This is a genomic window from Haemophilus haemolyticus, from assembly GCF_001679045.1.
Lineage (GTDB): Bacteria > Pseudomonadota > Gammaproteobacteria > Enterobacterales > Pasteurellaceae > Haemophilus > Haemophilus haemolyticus.
The window spans coordinates 351,556-368,037 of sequence record NZ_LYCK01000012.1 but is presented as its reverse complement, the minus strand read 5'-3'; the positions used below and the strand labels follow the sequence as shown (position 1 = coordinate 368,037).

The window sequence follows — 16,482 nt, the reverse complement described above, 5'->3', positions numbered from 1 at the left end:
AAATTTTACAAAAATCTGTAAGAAATCGAATTATTCGCCGTCTAACCTTATGTAACGTTAATTTTTACATCATAAGGAAAAACAATGAAACTATCAAAAACATTTCTATTCATTACCGCACTTTGCTGTGCAACACCAACTTTAGCAATACAAAATTCAACATCATCATCTGGAGAACAAAAAATGGCAATGGAAAATACGCAAAATATTCGTGAAATTTATCTTGCTGGTGGCTGTTTCTGGGGTATGGAAGCATATATGGAGCGCATTCACGGTGTGAAAGATGCGATTTCTGGCTATGCCAATGGTAATACCGACAAAACTAGTTATCAGATGATTGGCGTAACCGATCATGCAGAAACCGTAAAAGTTACTTACGATGCAAATCAAATTTCGTTAGATAAACTGCTTAAATATTATTTTAAGGTAATTGATCCAACGAGTGTAAACAAACAAGGTAACGACCGTGGTAGACAATATCGCACAGGGATTTATTATCAAGATGGGGCAGATAAAGCGGTGATCGAACAAGCTCTCGCCCAGCTTCAAACCAAATATAAAAAACCAGTGCAAATTGAGGTGCAACCGCTAAAAAATTACATCGTAGCGGAAGAATATCATCAGGATTATTTGAAGAAAAATCCAAATGGTTATTGCCATATTGATATTACCAAAGCAGATGAACCTGTGATTGACGAGAAAGATTATCCGAAACCGAGTGATGCAGAACTCAAAGCGAAATTGACACCGTTGCAATATTCAGTTACTCAAAATAAACATACTGAACGCTCTTTTAGTAACGAATATTGGGATAATTTCCAACCCGGTATTTATGTTGATGTCACCACAGGAGAGCCTGTTTTCTCTTCAAATGATAAATTTGAATCAGGTTGTGGCTGGCCAAGTTTTACGAAACCGATCATTAAAGATGTAGTGCATTATGAAACCGACAACAGCTTCAATATGCAACGTACCGAAGTGTTAAGCCGTGCGGGCAATGCTCATTTAGGTCACGTATTTGATGACGGTCCGAAAGATAAAGGCGGTTTGCGTTATTGCATTAACAGTGCATCAATTAAATTTATTCCGTTAGCTGAAATGGAAAAGGCAGGATACGGATATTTGATTCAATCAATTAAAAAATAAGGAGATGTAGGATGTTAGATCAACAACTCCTTATTGGAACTGTATTTTTAGCTGGGCTTGCTTCTTTTCTTTCGCCTTGTATTTTTCCGATTATTCCAATTTATTTTGGTATTTTGAGTAAAGGTGGTAAAAAAGTCCTAAATACTTTTTTATTTATTTTAGGGCTTTCCCTTACATTTATCAGTTTAGGCTTTAGTTTTGGCTTTTTAGGGAATATTTTATTTAGTAACACCACCCGCATTATCGCTGGCGTTATTGTGATTATTTTGGGCATTCATCAACTTGGCATTTTCAAAATTGGTTTGTTGGAACGCACGAAATTGGTGGAAATAAAAACATCAGGAAAATCAACCGCACTTGAGGCATTTGTGCTTGGTTTAACTTTTAGTCTTGGTTGGACACCTTGTATTGGCCCGATTCTGGCTTCCGTGTTAGCTTTATCAGGCGATGAAGGATCTGCACTTTACGGTGCATCAATGATGTTTGTTTATGTACTTGGTTTAGCAACGCCTTTTGTACTGTTTTCGTTCTTCTCTGACAGCTTGCTCAAACGTACTAAAGGGTTAAATAAACACTTAGAAAAATTTAAAATCGGTGGCGGAATTTTAATTATCGTGATGGGTATTTTATTAATTACGAATAATTTTTCGTAAGACATAACCTCAACAAAAGAAATCTATAAAAGGAAAAAAGCAATGAAAAAACTACTATCAATATTTCTAATGGCATTCAGCCTAAACGCTTTCGCACAAAGTAATTTGGCGGATGTGCAACTCAAAGATTTAAACAATCAGCCAGTTACTTTAAGCCAATATAAAGGCAAACCTGTGTATGTAAAAATGTGGGCGTCATGGTGCCCGATTTGCTTGGCGGGATTGGCTGAAATTGATGATTTAAGTGCGGAAAAAGATCGCAATTTTGAAGTGATTACCATTGTTTCGCCCGATCACAAAGGCGAAAAAGACACTGCTGATTTTATTGAATGGTACAAAGGATTGGAATATAAAAATATTAAAGTTTTGCTAGATGAAAATGGTGAAATTATTGATCGTGTTCATGTTCGAGGTTATCCGTTTAATCTATTTTTAGATGCTGATTTAAATGTGAAGAGAACTGTGCCAGGACATTTAGGACGGGAGCAAATAATTAAGTTTATTGAGAAATAAAATCAAGCGGCTGGTAATTAAAATTTAACCAGCCGCTTTTTTATTTCTGGCATAATGTAGATATTTTTTCATTGGGAATTTGGTAGATTGATAAAAAGTATATATTATAAATAGTGCTTAGATATTGAAATGGTCTTTACTTTTACAGACGAGATAAAAGTAATATTTGTGAAGGATACAATGGAAGAAATAATTAACGGACTACTCATTGTGCTTGTGCCGATGGTGCTAGGTTACTTAGTCAAAATACAGAATAAAAATGCATTGGCATTCATTAATAAAATTGTGATGTTATTGCTTTATATCATTTTATTTATGATGGGGTTTATGCTCGGGCAATTAGAGCATTTAGAACAAAAATTGCCAATTATTGGTATGACTGCTTTAGGGCTATCGGCTATTATTTTGACTTGTAATATCCTAGGCTTGGCTATTTATGACCGCACTTTGCCTAAGCCTGTTAATTATTTACAGGGAGAATTACCATCTCGTTGGCATTCGTTAATGGACTCAATTAAATTATTAAGTGCGGTGATTATCGGCATTGTTTTAGGTTGGTTATGTAATGATTGGTTGCATTTCCCACATGGTTCCAATCTTTACGTGCTTATTGCGTTGATCTTTTTTGTAGGTATTCAGCTTCGTAATAATGGTATTTCCTTGAAAGAAGTCTTATTAAATAAGCAAGGTTTAATGATGGGAGCGATTTTTACCTTAAGTTCTTTAATTGGTGGTGTTATTTCGGCATTTTTTCTGAGTATGCCGATTACTCAAGGTTTAGCCTTTTCATCGGGATTTGGTTGGTATTCTTTATCAAGCGTAGTGCTGACAAATGCTTGGGGACCGATGCAGGGCAGTATTGCTTTTTTCAATGATTTATCACGTGAAATTTTGAGTTTATTTTTAATTCCATTGTTTATGCAACATTATCGCTCTACAGCTATAGGGATTACAGGCGCAACGGCATTAGATTGTACATTGCCTATTATTCAAAAATCAGGCGGAATTGAAGTAACGCCTATCGCCATTTCTTTTGGTATGGTGACGAATTTATTACCGCCGTTGTTATTAGTCTTTTTCTCGAGTTTTCCAATTTAATAGCGCGTTAATTTTAAAAGAAAAAGGGAAATCAGATGATTTCCCTTATTTTTACTTTATCGTTACTTTTTCCAAATAACGTGAAATTCGCGATCTTCTTCTCGGTGAGAAATTAAGAATTTAGCAAATACATCATCCATTTCATCTTGCTCATTGACTAAGCCCACCCACACTTCAGCGTATTCTTCTGGGTCAATTAGTACTCCAATTTCGTCTTCCCAATCATCGGCAGTTTCAACAAATTCCACGCCACCGCGTTCTTCAAATTGTAAGTTGAATAAAAGAATATCGGCAGGATCTAAATTTTCTCCAGCCATTTCTAAGAAAATATCGTAAGCAATATCAATGGCTGTATCTGGATCAAGTTTTTTAATTTCTGTTGTCATAGTGTTTTTGTAGTAAAGGTTATGGTTAATAAAAAGTGCGGTTAAATTTTTTTCTCTTTTTAAGCATTTTATTCCACATTGGTTGGAAGTTTAATTTCTCGGATATTCATCGAAAAACCATCAATCATCAGTAAGCGGCCACATAAATTCTTACCGATTTTTAACCGCACTTTAATAGCTTCTAAGGCTTGAATCGTGCCCACAATGCCGACGATTGGTGCAAGCACACCTGCTTCCACACAGCTTAATACATTTTGCCCAAATAATTTACTGAGATCACGATAAGTAGGCGTATTTGGTTCATAAGTGAAAACGGAAATTTGACCTTCCATCCGAATCGCTGCGCCAGAAATAAGAGGAATTTTTGCATGATTACATTGGCGATCCAATTGATTACGGATTTCTACATTGTCTGTACAATCTAAAACAATATCAAAGTGTGGAATGATTTCAGCCAGTTTTTCTTCGTCTAACTTCGCATTAATCGTCTCAATGTTTATATGTGGATTGATTTGTTCCAGTGCAATTTTAGCTGACTCCACTTTTGGCATATTCAAGCGTGCATCGTAGTGCAAGACTTGTCGTTGAAGATTCGAAAGCGAAACTGTGTCGAAATCCAACAGTGTTAAATTTCCAACGCCTGCTGCTGCGAGATATTGACTCGCTGCGCAACCTAAGCCGCCAAGCCCAACGACCAGCATTTTGCTTGCTTTAAGTTTTTCTTGCCCATCAAAATCTACGCTTTTAAGAATAATTTGACGGTTATAACGCAATTCTTCTTCGTGACTAAGTTCGATCATTTGTTATCCTAATAAATGATTGAAAGGCTCAATCGTCACTGTTTCACCTGCAGTGACATTGCCACGTTCTTGTTCTAACACGATAAAACAATTGCTTTTTACAAAAGCGCTAAAGAGATGAGATCCTTGGAACCCCACTGATTGCACTTTAATTTGGCCTTGTTCATTGATGTGATAAAAGCCCCGTTGGAAATCTAAACGTCCAGGTGCTTTTTTCAAATTGATTGTAGCAATAGCTGAAAAGTGCGGTGGCTTTTTCCATTGTTTTTGGCCTTGCAGTTTAGCAATGAGTGGCTGAACAAGTTGATAAAAAGTCACTAATGCGGAAACGGGATTACCGGGTAAACCACAGAACCAAGCATTTTCTAATTTACCAAAAGCGAATGGTTTGCCCGGTTTGATTGCAATTTTCCAGAAATTTATTTGGCCTACTTTTTCCAATACCGCTTTAGTGAAATCCGCTTCACCAACGGAAACCCCGCCACTGGTAATCACTAAATCAGCTTGGCTTTGTGCGGCAATAAATGCCTTTTCAAATTCCGCTTCGTTATCAGGCAATAGTCCTAAATCAATGACTTCACAGTTTAGTTTTTCTAGCAGTAATTTTACGGTGAAACGGTTAGTGTCATAGATTTGTCCGCTTTGCAATAGCTTGCCGACTTCGACAAGTTCATCGCCAGTTGAGAGTACGCCGACTTTTAATTGGCGATAGCATTTTACTTCTGCAATGCCTAGAGAGGCTAATAATGGCAAGGAAACAGGAGTGAGCTGTGCGCCTTGTTCTAATACCACATCGCCTTTTTTTACATCTTCGCCAATACGACGGATGTTTTGATTTGGTTTAGGCAATTCACTAAAAGTGACGGTTCCGTCTTCATTGAGTGTCACTTGCTCTTGCATTATCACTGCATCTGCGCCTTCTGGAATCATCGCGCCAGTCATAATTCTGACCGCACTTTGTGATGACCATTCCCCTTGGAATGGATTACCTGCAAAAGATTTTCCTGCTACCGAAAGCGTTAAAGATTGTTGTAAATCCGATAAACGTACAGCATAACCATCCATTGCTGAATTATCGAAAGAAGGAACATTAATAGGTGAAATAATATCTTCTGCACAAATTCTATTGGCGGCTTCTTGTAAATTTAGGTATTCAGTTTGAGTCGGGAAGGGAATCTGTTCGAGCATTTTCGAGCGAGCTTGATCCAATGTAAGCATAGAAAATCCTTATTTGATAAAATTTGTCAGCTATTCTATATCTAAAGACTAATTCATTCAAATTTGCAATTTTTCTCATTTTACCATCCTATTATCCTTTGCTAGAATAGCCGATTATTTTTTTAGGAAAGACTATTATGAGCAAAATTTCACTGGATGCACTGAATGTAAGAAATGCCTTGATTGAAAAAGGTATTGAAACACCTATGATTGATCCCACACAGGCTAAAGACGAACGTCGAGAAAGCATTGCAAAACATATGCATGAAGTGATGAAGTTGATTGGATTAGATTTGCGAGATGATAGTTTAGAAGAAACTCCAAATCGTTTGGCTAAAATGTTTATTGATGAGATTTTTAGCGGAATGGATTATGCGAATTTTCCTAAAATGACGAAAATCAAAAATCAGATGAAAGTCAGCGAAATGGTGCAAGTGAATGACATCACGCTAACAAGTACTTGTGAACATCATTTTGTTACGATTGATGGTAAAGTTTGTGTGGCGTACTATCCAAAAGATTGGGTGATTGGTCTTTCTAAAATTAATCGAATCGTTTCATTTTTTGCTCAACGTCCACAGGTTCAAGAACGCTTAACCGAGCAACTTTTGACAGCATTTCAAACAATTCTTGAGACAGATGATGTCGCGGTATATGTGAAAGCGACCCATTTCTGTGTGAAAGCGCGTGGTATTAGAGATACAAATAGTTATACTGTCACATCTGCGTATGGTGGCGTATTCTTAGAAGATAGAGATACTCGCAAAGAGTTTTTAGCATCAGTTCAGAAATAAAAAATAGCTAATAAAATAGCCGCACTTTAATATCAGTGCGGCTATTTTTATATTTATCTCGAATAGAAAAGTGCGGGGAAATTTATCTGCACTTTGGGATTTTAGATTATTTAGCTGCTTTTAATTCTTGATAATATTGTTCATAGAATTGAATTGCATCGCCAACGTCATCTTGCCAGTGGCTATTTTTTAATACATCAGCTGGTGGATAAATCGCTGGATCTTCAGTGATTTCTTTTGGTAATGCTTTTTTCGCTTCTAAGTTAGCTGTTGGATAGCCAATTGCTAAGGTTAATTTTTCTGCCGCTTTAGCGCCTAACATATAGTTAATAAGTTTATGTGCACCATCTGGGTTTTTAGCAGTTTTAGGAATTGCTAGAGTATCAACCCAAAGTACAGGGCCTTCTTTCGGGAATACCATGTCTAAAGGTGCTTTTTCCTTTTTAGCAATACGTACAGAACCATTCCATAATTGACCTACTTCAACTTCACCTGAGATGAAAGAGTTAGCTGGGTTATCGGAATTGAAAGAAAGTACGTTTGGACGTAGTTTTAATAATTCTTCATAGGCTTGTTTGATAATGGCTGGATCTTGAGTATTTGGATCTTGACCAATTTTCAATAAAGCGATGTTGAATACTTCGCGCGCATCGTCTAATAACTGAACTTTGTTTGCAAATTCTGGTTTCCACAAGTCAGCCCAAGAAGTGAATTGAGCGCCTTTATAAGTGTTGGTGTTGAATGCAATACCTGGTGCACCTAGTAGTTGCGGAAGAGAGTATTTATTACCTTTATCATAAGGTTTATTGAGCCAATCAGGGTCTAATTCTTTAAGAACAGGCAATTTGCTGTGATCGAGTTCCATTAACATGCCTTCTCTAGCCATCTTAGAAACAAAGTAATTAGATGGTGCAATCACATCATAGCCACCAGCAGCACCTTGAGTTTTGAGTTTTGCATACATTGTTTCGTTTGATTCTAGGCTTGAAACGATAACTTTGATGCCAGTTTCTTTAGTAAACTCATCTAAAAGACCATCTGGTACGTATTCAGTCCATGTGTAGAGGTACACGGTGTCATTGGCAGTAGCCGGAGATTTTGCAGCTTCAGCTTTGCTATCTTTATCATTACAAGCAGTTAAAGTTGCAGCTACTAAGCCTGCAGTAATTAAACCTGCGAATTTTTTCATTTTTGTTTGTTCTCCGTAAAGAGTCGTAAAAAAACCACCTGCCGAATGACAGGCATAAAAAAACGCCTTGATTGTGCGTCAAGGCGTATTCTATTTTAAATTCAAAGGTTTGTGAAACCTTTTGTTTATTAATGGTTATTTTTTCGTGTAATAAGCTGGCTTAAAACGACAAGAGCCAGTGAAAGAACGATCATAATCGTTGCTAAAGCATTAACTTCAGGTGTTACACCCGTTTTCACTAAAGAGAATATTCTCAATGGTAAGATTTCATAACTTACACCACTGACAAATGATGAAACCACAACATCATCTAATGAAATAGTGAAACTTAATAACCAACCAGATACAACTGCAGGTAATGCTAAAGGAAGGATAATTTTACGTAAAATAGTCACTTCGCTTGCACCTAAGTCTTTCGCTGCTTCTAACATTCTGGAATCAAAGCCATTTAAGCGAGAGAAGATAGTTACGGTCACATACGGTAAACAGAAGGTCACATGAGCCAGTAATAAAGACCAGAAACCTAATGAAATACCGACAACCATAAATAATGCAAGTAAAGATACTGCCATTACAATATCTGGTGACATCATAACGATAAATAACATGCCGCTTACCGCTTGTTTACCGCGGAATCGATAGCGGTAAAGTGCGATTGCAGTTAATCCACCTACAATAGTAGCTAGGGTAGCTGCAAAAAATGCAATAGTCACCGAATGAATTGCAGCTTGTATTAAGGTGTCGTTATTAAATAAACGCTCGTACCAGTTCCAGCTAAAGCCTTTCCAGCTTAAACCATAACGATCTTCGTTAAAGGAATTGGTGACCAAAATAATAATTGGGATATACAAATAAGCGTATACCACAAACATAAATGCATTACGTAGTAAACGACTCATTATTCTAACTCCACTTTCTTATTCAATAGCTTATTCGCGCGGTAGTACACGAAAATCAATAATGCCATTAGAACAGTTAAACCAATACTGATTGCAGAACCAAATGGCCAGTTACGAGAAATTAAGAATTCGCTTTTAATTACGTTACCAACAAGCAATACTTTTGCTCCACCAAGTAAGTCTGCAACGTAGAACATACCCATTGCCGGTAATAATACTAATAAACACCCTGCGATGATGCCTGGCATGGTTAATGGTAAAATGACACGGAAGAAACGTTGGAATGCATTTGCGCCTAAATCTCTTGCAGCCTCTAATAAGCGACCGTCTAATTTTTCAATCGCAGAGTAGAGTGGCAAAATCATAAATGGCAATAGTAAATAAACTAATCCAATGATTACCGCAATTTCTGTATTCAAAATGCGAATTGGTTCACTCAATATTCCCATGTCCATCAACATGGTATTAAGCACACCTTTCACACCGAGAAACACTTTCATTCCATAAATACGGATCAACGAGTTTGTCCAGAATGGTAAAACCACAAGGAACAATAAGAGCGGTCTATATTTAGGATTAATTTTGCTCATCATGAAAGCAAATGGATAGCCAACTAATAAGCAAATAATGGTAGCTATGCCCGACATATACAATGAATTCCACACAACTTGTGCATAAAGCGGATTAAACAAGTTTGTGTAGTTTTCAATGGTGATTGGGAAAGCGTAAAAGTCGCTACCGTCTCTAGTCAGAAAACTTACGGCGAATACCAATAAGTTTGGAATCAACACAAAGAAGATGAGCCAACTGAAGATAATCGCAACAGTAATTTTCTGGAATTTATTATTGATTATCTTCATCGTTGAGAACAACCTCCCAGCCTTCATGCCATGTGATGCCTACGCGTTGACCTACGCTATGATCCATATGTGGATCGTCTTCGTTAAAGAATTCACTTACGAGAACACGCATACCATTATGATCAAATTCTACCGTTGATTCTAATGTCATTCCTTTGTAAGTGCGGTCAACAATGTGGCCGATAATTGCTTTAGAATGTTCATTTTCATCTAATTCTTCAATCACAATATCTTCAGGACGAAGTAGTACTTGAAGTTTTTGATCTTTCTCAACAGGCATGTCTGTGTAAATATCACAAACTCGACCTTCCACATTTGCAAGTACAACTTGTTCTGATTTACGTTCAATCACAGTAGCTTCAAATACGTTAATTTCGCCAATGAAACGAGCAACGAATAAGTTTGCTGGATCTTCATAGATTTCACGTGGAGAACCATCTTGTGCGATTTTACCTTTACGTAATAACACGATACGGTCAGACATTGTAATTGCTTCTTCTTGATCGTGGGTGACGAAAATAAAGGTAATGCCAAGCTGACGTTGTAACATTTTGAGTTCATTTTGCATTTGTTTACGCAATTTGTAATCCAATGCAGATAAAGACTCATCAAGTAACAACACTTTTGGTTTATTTACTACGGCGCGAGCGATGGCAATACGTTGTTGTTGTCCGCCAGAAAGTTGAGTTGGCTTACGATCTGCCATCTCTTCTAGCTGTACCATACGTAAGGCTTCTAAAACACGCGGTTTAATTTCGTCGTTTGGTACTTTTTGCATACGCAAACCAAAAGCTACGTTCTCAAAAATTGTCATATGTGGAAATAGCGCATAGCTTTGGAATACTGTATTAATATGACGCTTTTCCGCTGGCACATTGGTGATATCTTCACCATCTAAAATAATGCTACCTGAATCCAATTCTTCTAAGCCTGCAAGTAAGCGTAAAACTGTGGTCTTACCACAGCCTGAAGGGCCAAGAATAGTGACAAATTCACCGTTATTAATTGTGAGATTGAAATCGTTAATAATGGTGTTAGAACCATAGGATTTTTTGATTGAACGAAGCTCAATAATAGGCTTGTTTTGAAGCTGATTTTCCACTAGCTTTGGTTTTCTCCCTAATTTCACCAATGATTTGGTACTGAGTAGAAATAAAACCTGCAAGACTGCAGGGGCGACATATAAAAATAGACGCCTATGATATAGTGAATTGTTAATAATTAAAAGGACTTAATGCCTTAGAAAGTAAAAAAACTGCCGTCCATAAAAATAACGAGAAATTTAACCGCACTTTCAATGAATTTTACTTCATTAATTTTATAAATATTGTTATATATCAAGATGTTTTCTATTTTTCTCGTTAAACTAAAAAAGATATTTTTAAAAGGAGCGAGAATATGATTTCTCAAATAGATAAAACAGAACTTTTAGAACGATTTTTACATTATGTGTCTTTTGACACCCAATCAAAACCTAATGCTAAGCATTCCCCTAGCTCAGTCGGGCAAATGAAGTTAGCTATGCAGCTGCAAAAAGAGCTCATCCAGCTTGGTTTGGAGAATGTTGAAGTAAGTAAATACGCGGTTGTGACAGCATTCTTACCCGCTAATGATCCTAACTTAACGAAAACCATTGGTTTAATTGCGCATCTTGATACATCGCCGCAATGTAGTGGTAAAAATGTACGCCCTGAAGTGATAGAGCAATATCGTGGCGGAGATATTGCATTAGGTATTGGCGAGGAGTTTATTAGTCCTGTTTATTATTCTTTTATGCAAAAATTGGTCGGGCAGACTCTGATTGTTGCCGACGGAACCACTTTGCTTGGGGCGGATAATAAAGCAGGAATTGCAGAAATTATGACCGCACTTTCCATTCTTCAAAAAGAGAATATTCCTCATTGCAATATTCGTGTTGCTTTTACGCCTGATGAAGAAATTGGCTTGGGAATCCATTATTTCCCAATGGAAAAGTTTTCCTGTGATTGGGCATATACCATTGATGGGGGAGAAGTAGGGGAATTAGAATACGAAAACTTTAATGCGGCAACGGCAAAAGTGCGGTTTTTCGGCCGGAGTATTCATCCTGGTTACGCAAAAGGAAAAATGGTGAATGCACTGACTTTAGCTTGTGAATTTCAGCAAATTTTCCCTGTTGATGAAGTACCAGAAAAAACGGATGGGAAAGCGGGCTTTTATCATTTAGAAGATTTTTCTGGCGATATTGAGCAAGTGGAGCTCACTTATTTGATTCGTGATTTTGATGAGCAGAATTTCGCACAAAGAAAAGCTTTTATTAAAAGTCAGGTGGAAAAATTTAATGCTAAAAAAGGTTTGAAAAAGCCTATTGAGTTAGAAATTCAAGATAGCTACCAAAATATGTATGATGTGGTAAAAAATGTTCCTCAATCAATTGAACTTGCTGATCGCGCAATGAAAGCGGTAGGGGTTAAACCAAGTCATAAGCCGATTAGAGGCGGTACAGATGGGGCATTTTTAGCCTCTAAAGGTTTAGCATGCCCGAATATTTTTACTGGTGGCTACAATTTCCATAGTAAACACGAGTTGGTTTCTTTACAAGGCATGGAAAATACTGTCCAAGTAATTATCGAAATGTTGAAATGTAAAGGTCTGTAAAGAAACATAAAGATTTGTAAAGAAATGTAAAGATTTCTCTTGCTATTCTTTAGATTAGTCAATATAATGACCTTGTTTTATCGAGATTCCTTTGATAAAGCTAAACTTTAGAGATTTTATTCATAAATTCCTTTTTGATGCTCCTAATGATTTAGGGGCTTTTTTTTATCTATTGTAAATGCGTTGTGTCATTTAGTTTTTCAAGGCTAAAGCCTTTTTCACTGTCATAATGCATGATGCTAATAGCTGTATTTAATAAAGATACTGATTTGTCTTTATCTCGGTGATCTTGCCAAGTTGCACCATTGAGTAAAGCAATCAATAGACGCAAGGTATGCCCATGCGATACCACTAAAATATTCCCTTCTTGATGAATCTTAATAATATCTTGTACAGCTGCGATAGCTCGTTTGGCTAGTTGTTCATAGGTTTCTCCACCATTCGATTCAGCTTTATAGTTAGCAGGATCATTAATCATTTGCTGGAATTCAGGCAAAGGTCGGATCAGTTCTACATTTGTTCCTTCCCAACTACCAAAATAATGTTCATTTAATCCACGATGTTGGAATAAGGGAATGTCACGATCGCCAATAATATAATTGGCCGTGTCAATGGTGCGTTTTAAACAGCTAGAATAGGCCGCAATAAAATTGACATTTTGTAAAGCTTGTCCAGTTTTGACCGCACTTTGAATGCCTTCTTCTGTTAATGGAGAATCTCCACTGCCTTGCATTAATCCTTGTTCGTTCCAAACAGTGCGACCGTGACGAATAAAATAAAAAGTAAGTTGTTTTTTCATTTTTAGGAATATTTATTGGTAAGGTTTATACCTTAAGTGAGGAATGTAATATTAAAAAGGGCGTTTAAAAACGCCCTATGTTTGTTTTTATTAACGAGAGTAATATCCCGCCATTGAGCTATATACCGCATTTTCACTTTGCAACACTTGATATTTTGCATTCAAAATTGCAAGTTGTGATGATTTTTCAGTATTGGCTGCAACTAACCATTCGCGCAATTCGGACACGCCCGCATTATAGCGATTTCGATAATATTGCGTGATACGTTGATTGTAACTATGGGTTTGCTGTAAATTACTTAATGTGCTTTGCGCTTGGGTAAAGGCAAAGTAGTTGGTATCCACGTTATTGAGAGCGGTAGTAATACGTTGTTCGTAATTTAAACGCGCGGTTTCATAGTCAGCTTCAGAAATTTTAACGTTCCATTTTACGGTGTTCCAATTTAAGAATGGCAAGCTAATTCCGACTGTGCCAGCAGCCACAGGATTGTGTAACGCCGTGCCAACAGTACTTGCTGTTGAAGATAGGCTTCCGCCTAAATTAACTTCAGGGAACCAACTTTTTTGAGTTGCTTTGGCATTTTTGAATGCGCTACTTAAACGGAATTGCGCTGCTTTTACATCAGGACGATTTGCAATCACAGAGACTGGTACATTTAAGTTCACCCCAGCTGTTTTCACATTCATAATATGAGGGAACGTGATATTTAACGCATCATTTGGTTTTAAGTTCAGCAAATTGCGTAAGGTTTGTTCTGCCGTTTTGCGTTGGGTTTCAAAATTTAATTTGTTATTACGTGCTGTTAATACTGCTTGTTGTGCTTGATCAACACTGACCGCATCAGCCACACCCTGTGCTAAACGCGTTTGCATAATATTACCAATATCAGTGTAATATTTGATCGTTTCGTTGGTTGTGCTAATTGCATCATTTAAATAAGCAATTTGATAATAAGTCGTGACCACAGAATTGATTAATGATAAACGAGCAGATTCCATGTCTTCTGCGGTTGCTTTGTGCGACCATTCCGCAGCATCAGCGGCATTGGCTAAACGTTGCCAAAGATCCAATGTATAGCTCACATTTAAAGAACCTTTGTGTGAAATGGTAGAGTTTGCACTTGTATCAACTCGACGTTGTGCCGCAGATGAAGTTGAACCATTAAATGCAGGCACTAAATTTGCACCCACTAAATTTGCACTGTAAAGCGCACGGTTTACTGCCACAGCTGCTTTAGCTAAATCTTTGTTGTTTATTAACGCTTGTTCTACGACACGATTTAATTGCGCATCGTTATATAATGACCACCAATTTTCTTTTACATTATATTGCTTGGTAATTTCTTCATGTTGCTTGTAATCTTCAAGGCTAGCTTGATAAGAATCGCCAATATTGGCACATCCCACTAATGCACCAGACATCAACAAAGCAAGCGTGATATTTTTCATTTTAAACATTGAGTTTTCCTTCTTACGAAAATGAGTGGAAAGTGCGGATGATTTTAACCGCACTTTTGTGTTTTACAAAATTATTCCCTTGCGAACCCAATTATAAAACAAACCACTGAACGATTGTTCATGAAAGGGCGGAATTGTAATGATTTATTCTATTTTTTGCACGAAAAATCTTACTGTTAAACAAAAAATGCTGAAAAAGTCATAAGCTATTAATAGAAAGTGCGGTTAGTTTAGTGATCAAATTCACAAAGCCTTGCTTTTCGTATAGAATGGCAAAATTATTTTTTCTATTTATGAGAAAGTTATGAGCAATACAGAAATTCTAGAAAGTGCAGAAAATACTCGCACTCACAATTTTATTACCCAAATTATTGATGAAGATTTAGCTTCGGGTAAACATAAAAGCGTTCATACCCGTTTTCCGCCTGAGCCGAACGGTTATTTGCATATTGGTCACGCAAAATCTATTTGCTTAAACTTCGGTTTGGCAAAAGAATATAACGGTTTATGTAACCTACGTTTTGATGACACCAATCCTGTAAAAGAAGACGTGGAATATGTAGATTCCATCAAAGCTGACGTGGAATGGTTAGGTTTTAAATGGGAAGGCGAACCGCGTTATGCATCTGATTATTTTGATGCGCTTTATGGCTATGCGATTGAATTGATTAAAAAAGGCTTGGCTTATGTGGATGAGCTTTCTCCAGAAGAAATGCGTGAATATCGTGGTACGTTAACCGAGCCTGGTAAAAACAGCCCATATCGTGACCGCACTATTGAGGAAAACTTAGTTTTATTTGAAAAAATGAAGAACGGTGAGTTTGCAGAGGGTAAAGCAAGTTTACGTGCTAAAATTGATATGGCATCGCCATTTATGGTCATGCGTGATCCAGTAATTTATCGTATTAAATTCGCTAGCCATCACCAAACAGGTGACAAATGGTGCATTTACCCAATGTACGATTTCACCCACTGTATTTCTGATGCAATTGAGCGTATTACACACTCGATCTGTACATTAGAATTTCAAGATAACCGTCGTTTATATGATTGGGTGTTGGAAAATATCAGTATTGAGCGTCCATTACCGCATCAATATGAATTCTCTCGTTTGAATTTAGAAGGCACGTTAACGTCTAAGCGTAAATTATTGAAATTAGTGAATGACGGCATTGTGGATGGTTGGAATGATCCGCGTATGCCAACGATTTCAGGTTTACGTCGTCGCGGTTATACTCCAGCTTCATTACGTGAGTTCTGCCGTCGTATCGGTGTGACTAAACAAGATAACGTGGTGGAATATTCTGCACTTGAAGCCTGTATTCGTGATGATTTAAACGAAAACGCACCACGTGCAATGGCGGTGATTGATCCTGTTCGTGTCGTGATTGAAAACTTTGAAGGTGAAGAAACCTTAACGGCACCAAATCATCCAAATCGCCCTGAATTAGGGGAGCGTCAATTGCCGTTTACGAAAGAGCTTTATATTGATCGCGCAGACTTCCGTGAAGAAGCAAATAAACAATATAAACGTTTAGTATTAGGTAAAGAAGTACGTTTACGTAACGCTTACGTGATTAAAGCTGAACGTGTCGAAAAAGATGCAAATGGTGAAATCACCACGATCTTCTGTACTTACGATCCAGAAACGTTAGGTAAAAATCCAGCAGATGGTCGCAAAGTAAAAGGGGTAATTCACTGGGTTTCTGCTGCACATAATCATCCGGCTGAATTCCGTTTGTATGATCGCTTATTTACCGTGCCAAATCCAGGTGCTGAAGATGATATTGAAAGCGTGTTAAATCCACATTCTCTCGTGGTAAAACATGGTTTTGTTGAACAAAGCTTGGCTGCTGCAGAAGCAGAGAAAGGTTATCAATTTGAACGTGAGGGTTATTTCTGTGCGGATAGTAAAGATAGCCGTCCTGAACATTTGGTGTTTAACTTAACCGTAAGCTTAAAAGAAGGCTTCTAATTTTAATCAACCAAGTGCGGTCAAAATAAATGCGATTTTGACCGCACTTTTTATTTG

General features: G+C 37.3%; 16 protein-coding genes. 7 read left to right on the top strand and 9 right to left on the bottom strand.

All coding sequences use genetic code 11. The annotated features are described in order from the left end of the window. Positions 1-84: 84 nt before the first annotated feature. The 4 genes from msrAB to A8M50_RS08960 all read left to right on the top strand — a co-directional run bounded on the left by msrAB (position 85) and on the right by A8M50_RS08960 (position 3,410). Positions 85-1,146, top strand: a complete 1,062-nt coding sequence (gene msrAB / locus A8M50_RS05150; RefSeq protein ID WP_005645389.1) for a bifunctional peptide-methionine (S)-S-oxide reductase MsrA/peptide-methionine (R)-S-oxide reductase MsrB — start codon at positions 85-87, stop codon at positions 1,144-1,146. A gap of 11 nt (positions 1,147-1,157) precedes the next feature. Continuing rightward, positions 1,158-1,799: a cytochrome c biogenesis protein CcdA gene (locus A8M50_RS05145; RefSeq protein ID WP_005645324.1), complete on the top strand. Its 642-nt coding sequence runs from the start codon at positions 1,158-1,160 to the stop codon at positions 1,797-1,799. A gap of 42 nt (positions 1,800-1,841) precedes the next feature. Beyond that, positions 1,842-2,312, top strand: coding sequence for a redoxin family protein (locus tag A8M50_RS05140; protein ID WP_005645352.1), 471 nt, complete (start codon positions 1,842-1,844; stop codon positions 2,310-2,312). 180 nt (positions 2,313-2,492) lie between these two features. After that, the gene (locus tag A8M50_RS08960; protein WP_005645312.1) at positions 2,493-3,410 is read left to right on the top strand and encodes a LysO family transporter; all 918 of its coding nucleotides are present in this window, start codon (positions 2,493-2,495) and stop codon (positions 3,408-3,410) included. A gap of 62 nt (positions 3,411-3,472) precedes the next feature. Here A8M50_RS08960 and A8M50_RS05130 read toward each other — a convergent pair whose 3' ends face one another. From A8M50_RS05130 to moeA, 3 genes are all read right to left on the bottom strand, one after another. Next, positions 3,473-3,796 (bottom strand): HI1450 family dsDNA-mimic protein, encoded by a 324-nt coding sequence (locus A8M50_RS05130; RefSeq protein ID WP_005645305.1) that lies wholly within the window; start codon positions 3,794-3,796, stop codon positions 3,473-3,475. 68 nt (positions 3,797-3,864) lie between these two features. Next, entirely contained in the window at positions 3,865-4,596 is a 732-nt protein-coding gene (moeB, locus tag A8M50_RS05125; protein ID WP_005645512.1) for a molybdopterin-synthase adenylyltransferase MoeB, read from the bottom strand. Positions 4,597-4,599: 3 nt separating this feature from the next. Continuing rightward, positions 4,600-5,814: a molybdopterin molybdotransferase MoeA gene (gene moeA / locus A8M50_RS05120; RefSeq protein WP_005645356.1), complete on the bottom strand. Its 1,215-nt coding sequence runs from the start codon at positions 5,812-5,814 to the stop codon at positions 4,600-4,602. Positions 5,815-5,951: 137 nt separating this feature from the next. Between moeA and folE the strand changes: the two genes are divergently transcribed. Beyond that, complete coding sequence (folE, locus tag A8M50_RS05115; protein ID WP_005645472.1) at positions 5,952-6,608, top strand: GTP cyclohydrolase I FolE; 657 nt, start codon at positions 5,952-5,954, stop codon at positions 6,606-6,608. A 106-nt stretch (positions 6,609-6,714) separates the two neighbouring features. On the opposite strand, the gene A8M50_RS05110 is transcribed toward folE, so the two are convergent. From A8M50_RS05110 to potA, 4 genes are all read right to left on the bottom strand, one after another. Next, positions 6,715-7,797 (bottom strand): extracellular solute-binding protein, encoded by a 1,083-nt coding sequence (locus A8M50_RS05110; protein WP_005645307.1) that lies wholly within the window; start codon positions 7,795-7,797, stop codon positions 6,715-6,717. Between the two features lie 128 nt (positions 7,798-7,925). After that, a complete protein-coding gene (potC, locus tag A8M50_RS05105; protein WP_005628794.1) occupies positions 7,926-8,696 on the bottom strand; it encodes a spermidine/putrescine ABC transporter permease PotC in 771 nt (256 codons plus the stop codon). Then, positions 8,696-9,556 carry a spermidine/putrescine ABC transporter permease PotB gene (gene potB / locus A8M50_RS05100; RefSeq protein ID WP_005638601.1) on the bottom strand — a complete coding sequence of 287 codons (861 nt, stop codon included), beginning with the start codon at positions 9,554-9,556 and terminating at the stop codon, positions 8,696-8,698. Before potB ends, potC begins: the two co-directional genes overlap by 1 nt. Beyond that, positions 9,540-10,658: a spermidine/putrescine ABC transporter ATP-binding protein PotA gene (potA, locus tag A8M50_RS05095; protein WP_005645368.1), complete on the bottom strand. Its 1,119-nt coding sequence runs from the start codon at positions 10,656-10,658 to the stop codon at positions 9,540-9,542. Before potA ends, potB begins: the two co-directional genes overlap by 17 nt. Positions 10,659-10,954: 296 nt before the next feature. On the opposite strand from potA, the gene pepT reads away from it, so the two are divergent. Then, positions 10,955-12,193 (top strand): peptidase T, encoded by a 1,239-nt coding sequence (pepT, locus tag A8M50_RS05090; RefSeq protein ID WP_005645339.1) that lies wholly within the window; start codon positions 10,955-10,957, stop codon positions 12,191-12,193. A gap of 169 nt (positions 12,194-12,362) precedes the next feature. On the opposite strand, the gene A8M50_RS05085 is transcribed toward pepT, so the two are convergent. Further along, positions 12,363-12,992 (bottom strand): histidine phosphatase family protein, encoded by a 630-nt coding sequence (locus tag A8M50_RS05085; RefSeq protein WP_005645386.1) that lies wholly within the window; start codon positions 12,990-12,992, stop codon positions 12,363-12,365. A gap of 90 nt (positions 12,993-13,082) precedes the next feature. Continuing rightward, positions 13,083-14,450: a toxin/drug exporter TdeA gene (tdeA, locus tag A8M50_RS05080; protein ID WP_005645406.1), complete on the bottom strand. Its 1,368-nt coding sequence runs from the start codon at positions 14,448-14,450 to the stop codon at positions 13,083-13,085. A gap of 304 nt (positions 14,451-14,754) precedes the next feature. On the opposite strand from tdeA, the gene glnS reads away from it, so the two are divergent. After that, positions 14,755-16,425, top strand: coding sequence for a glutamine--tRNA ligase (gene glnS / locus A8M50_RS05075; RefSeq protein ID WP_005645415.1), 1,671 nt, complete (start codon positions 14,755-14,757; stop codon positions 16,423-16,425). Positions 16,426-16,482 lie beyond the last annotated feature (57 nt).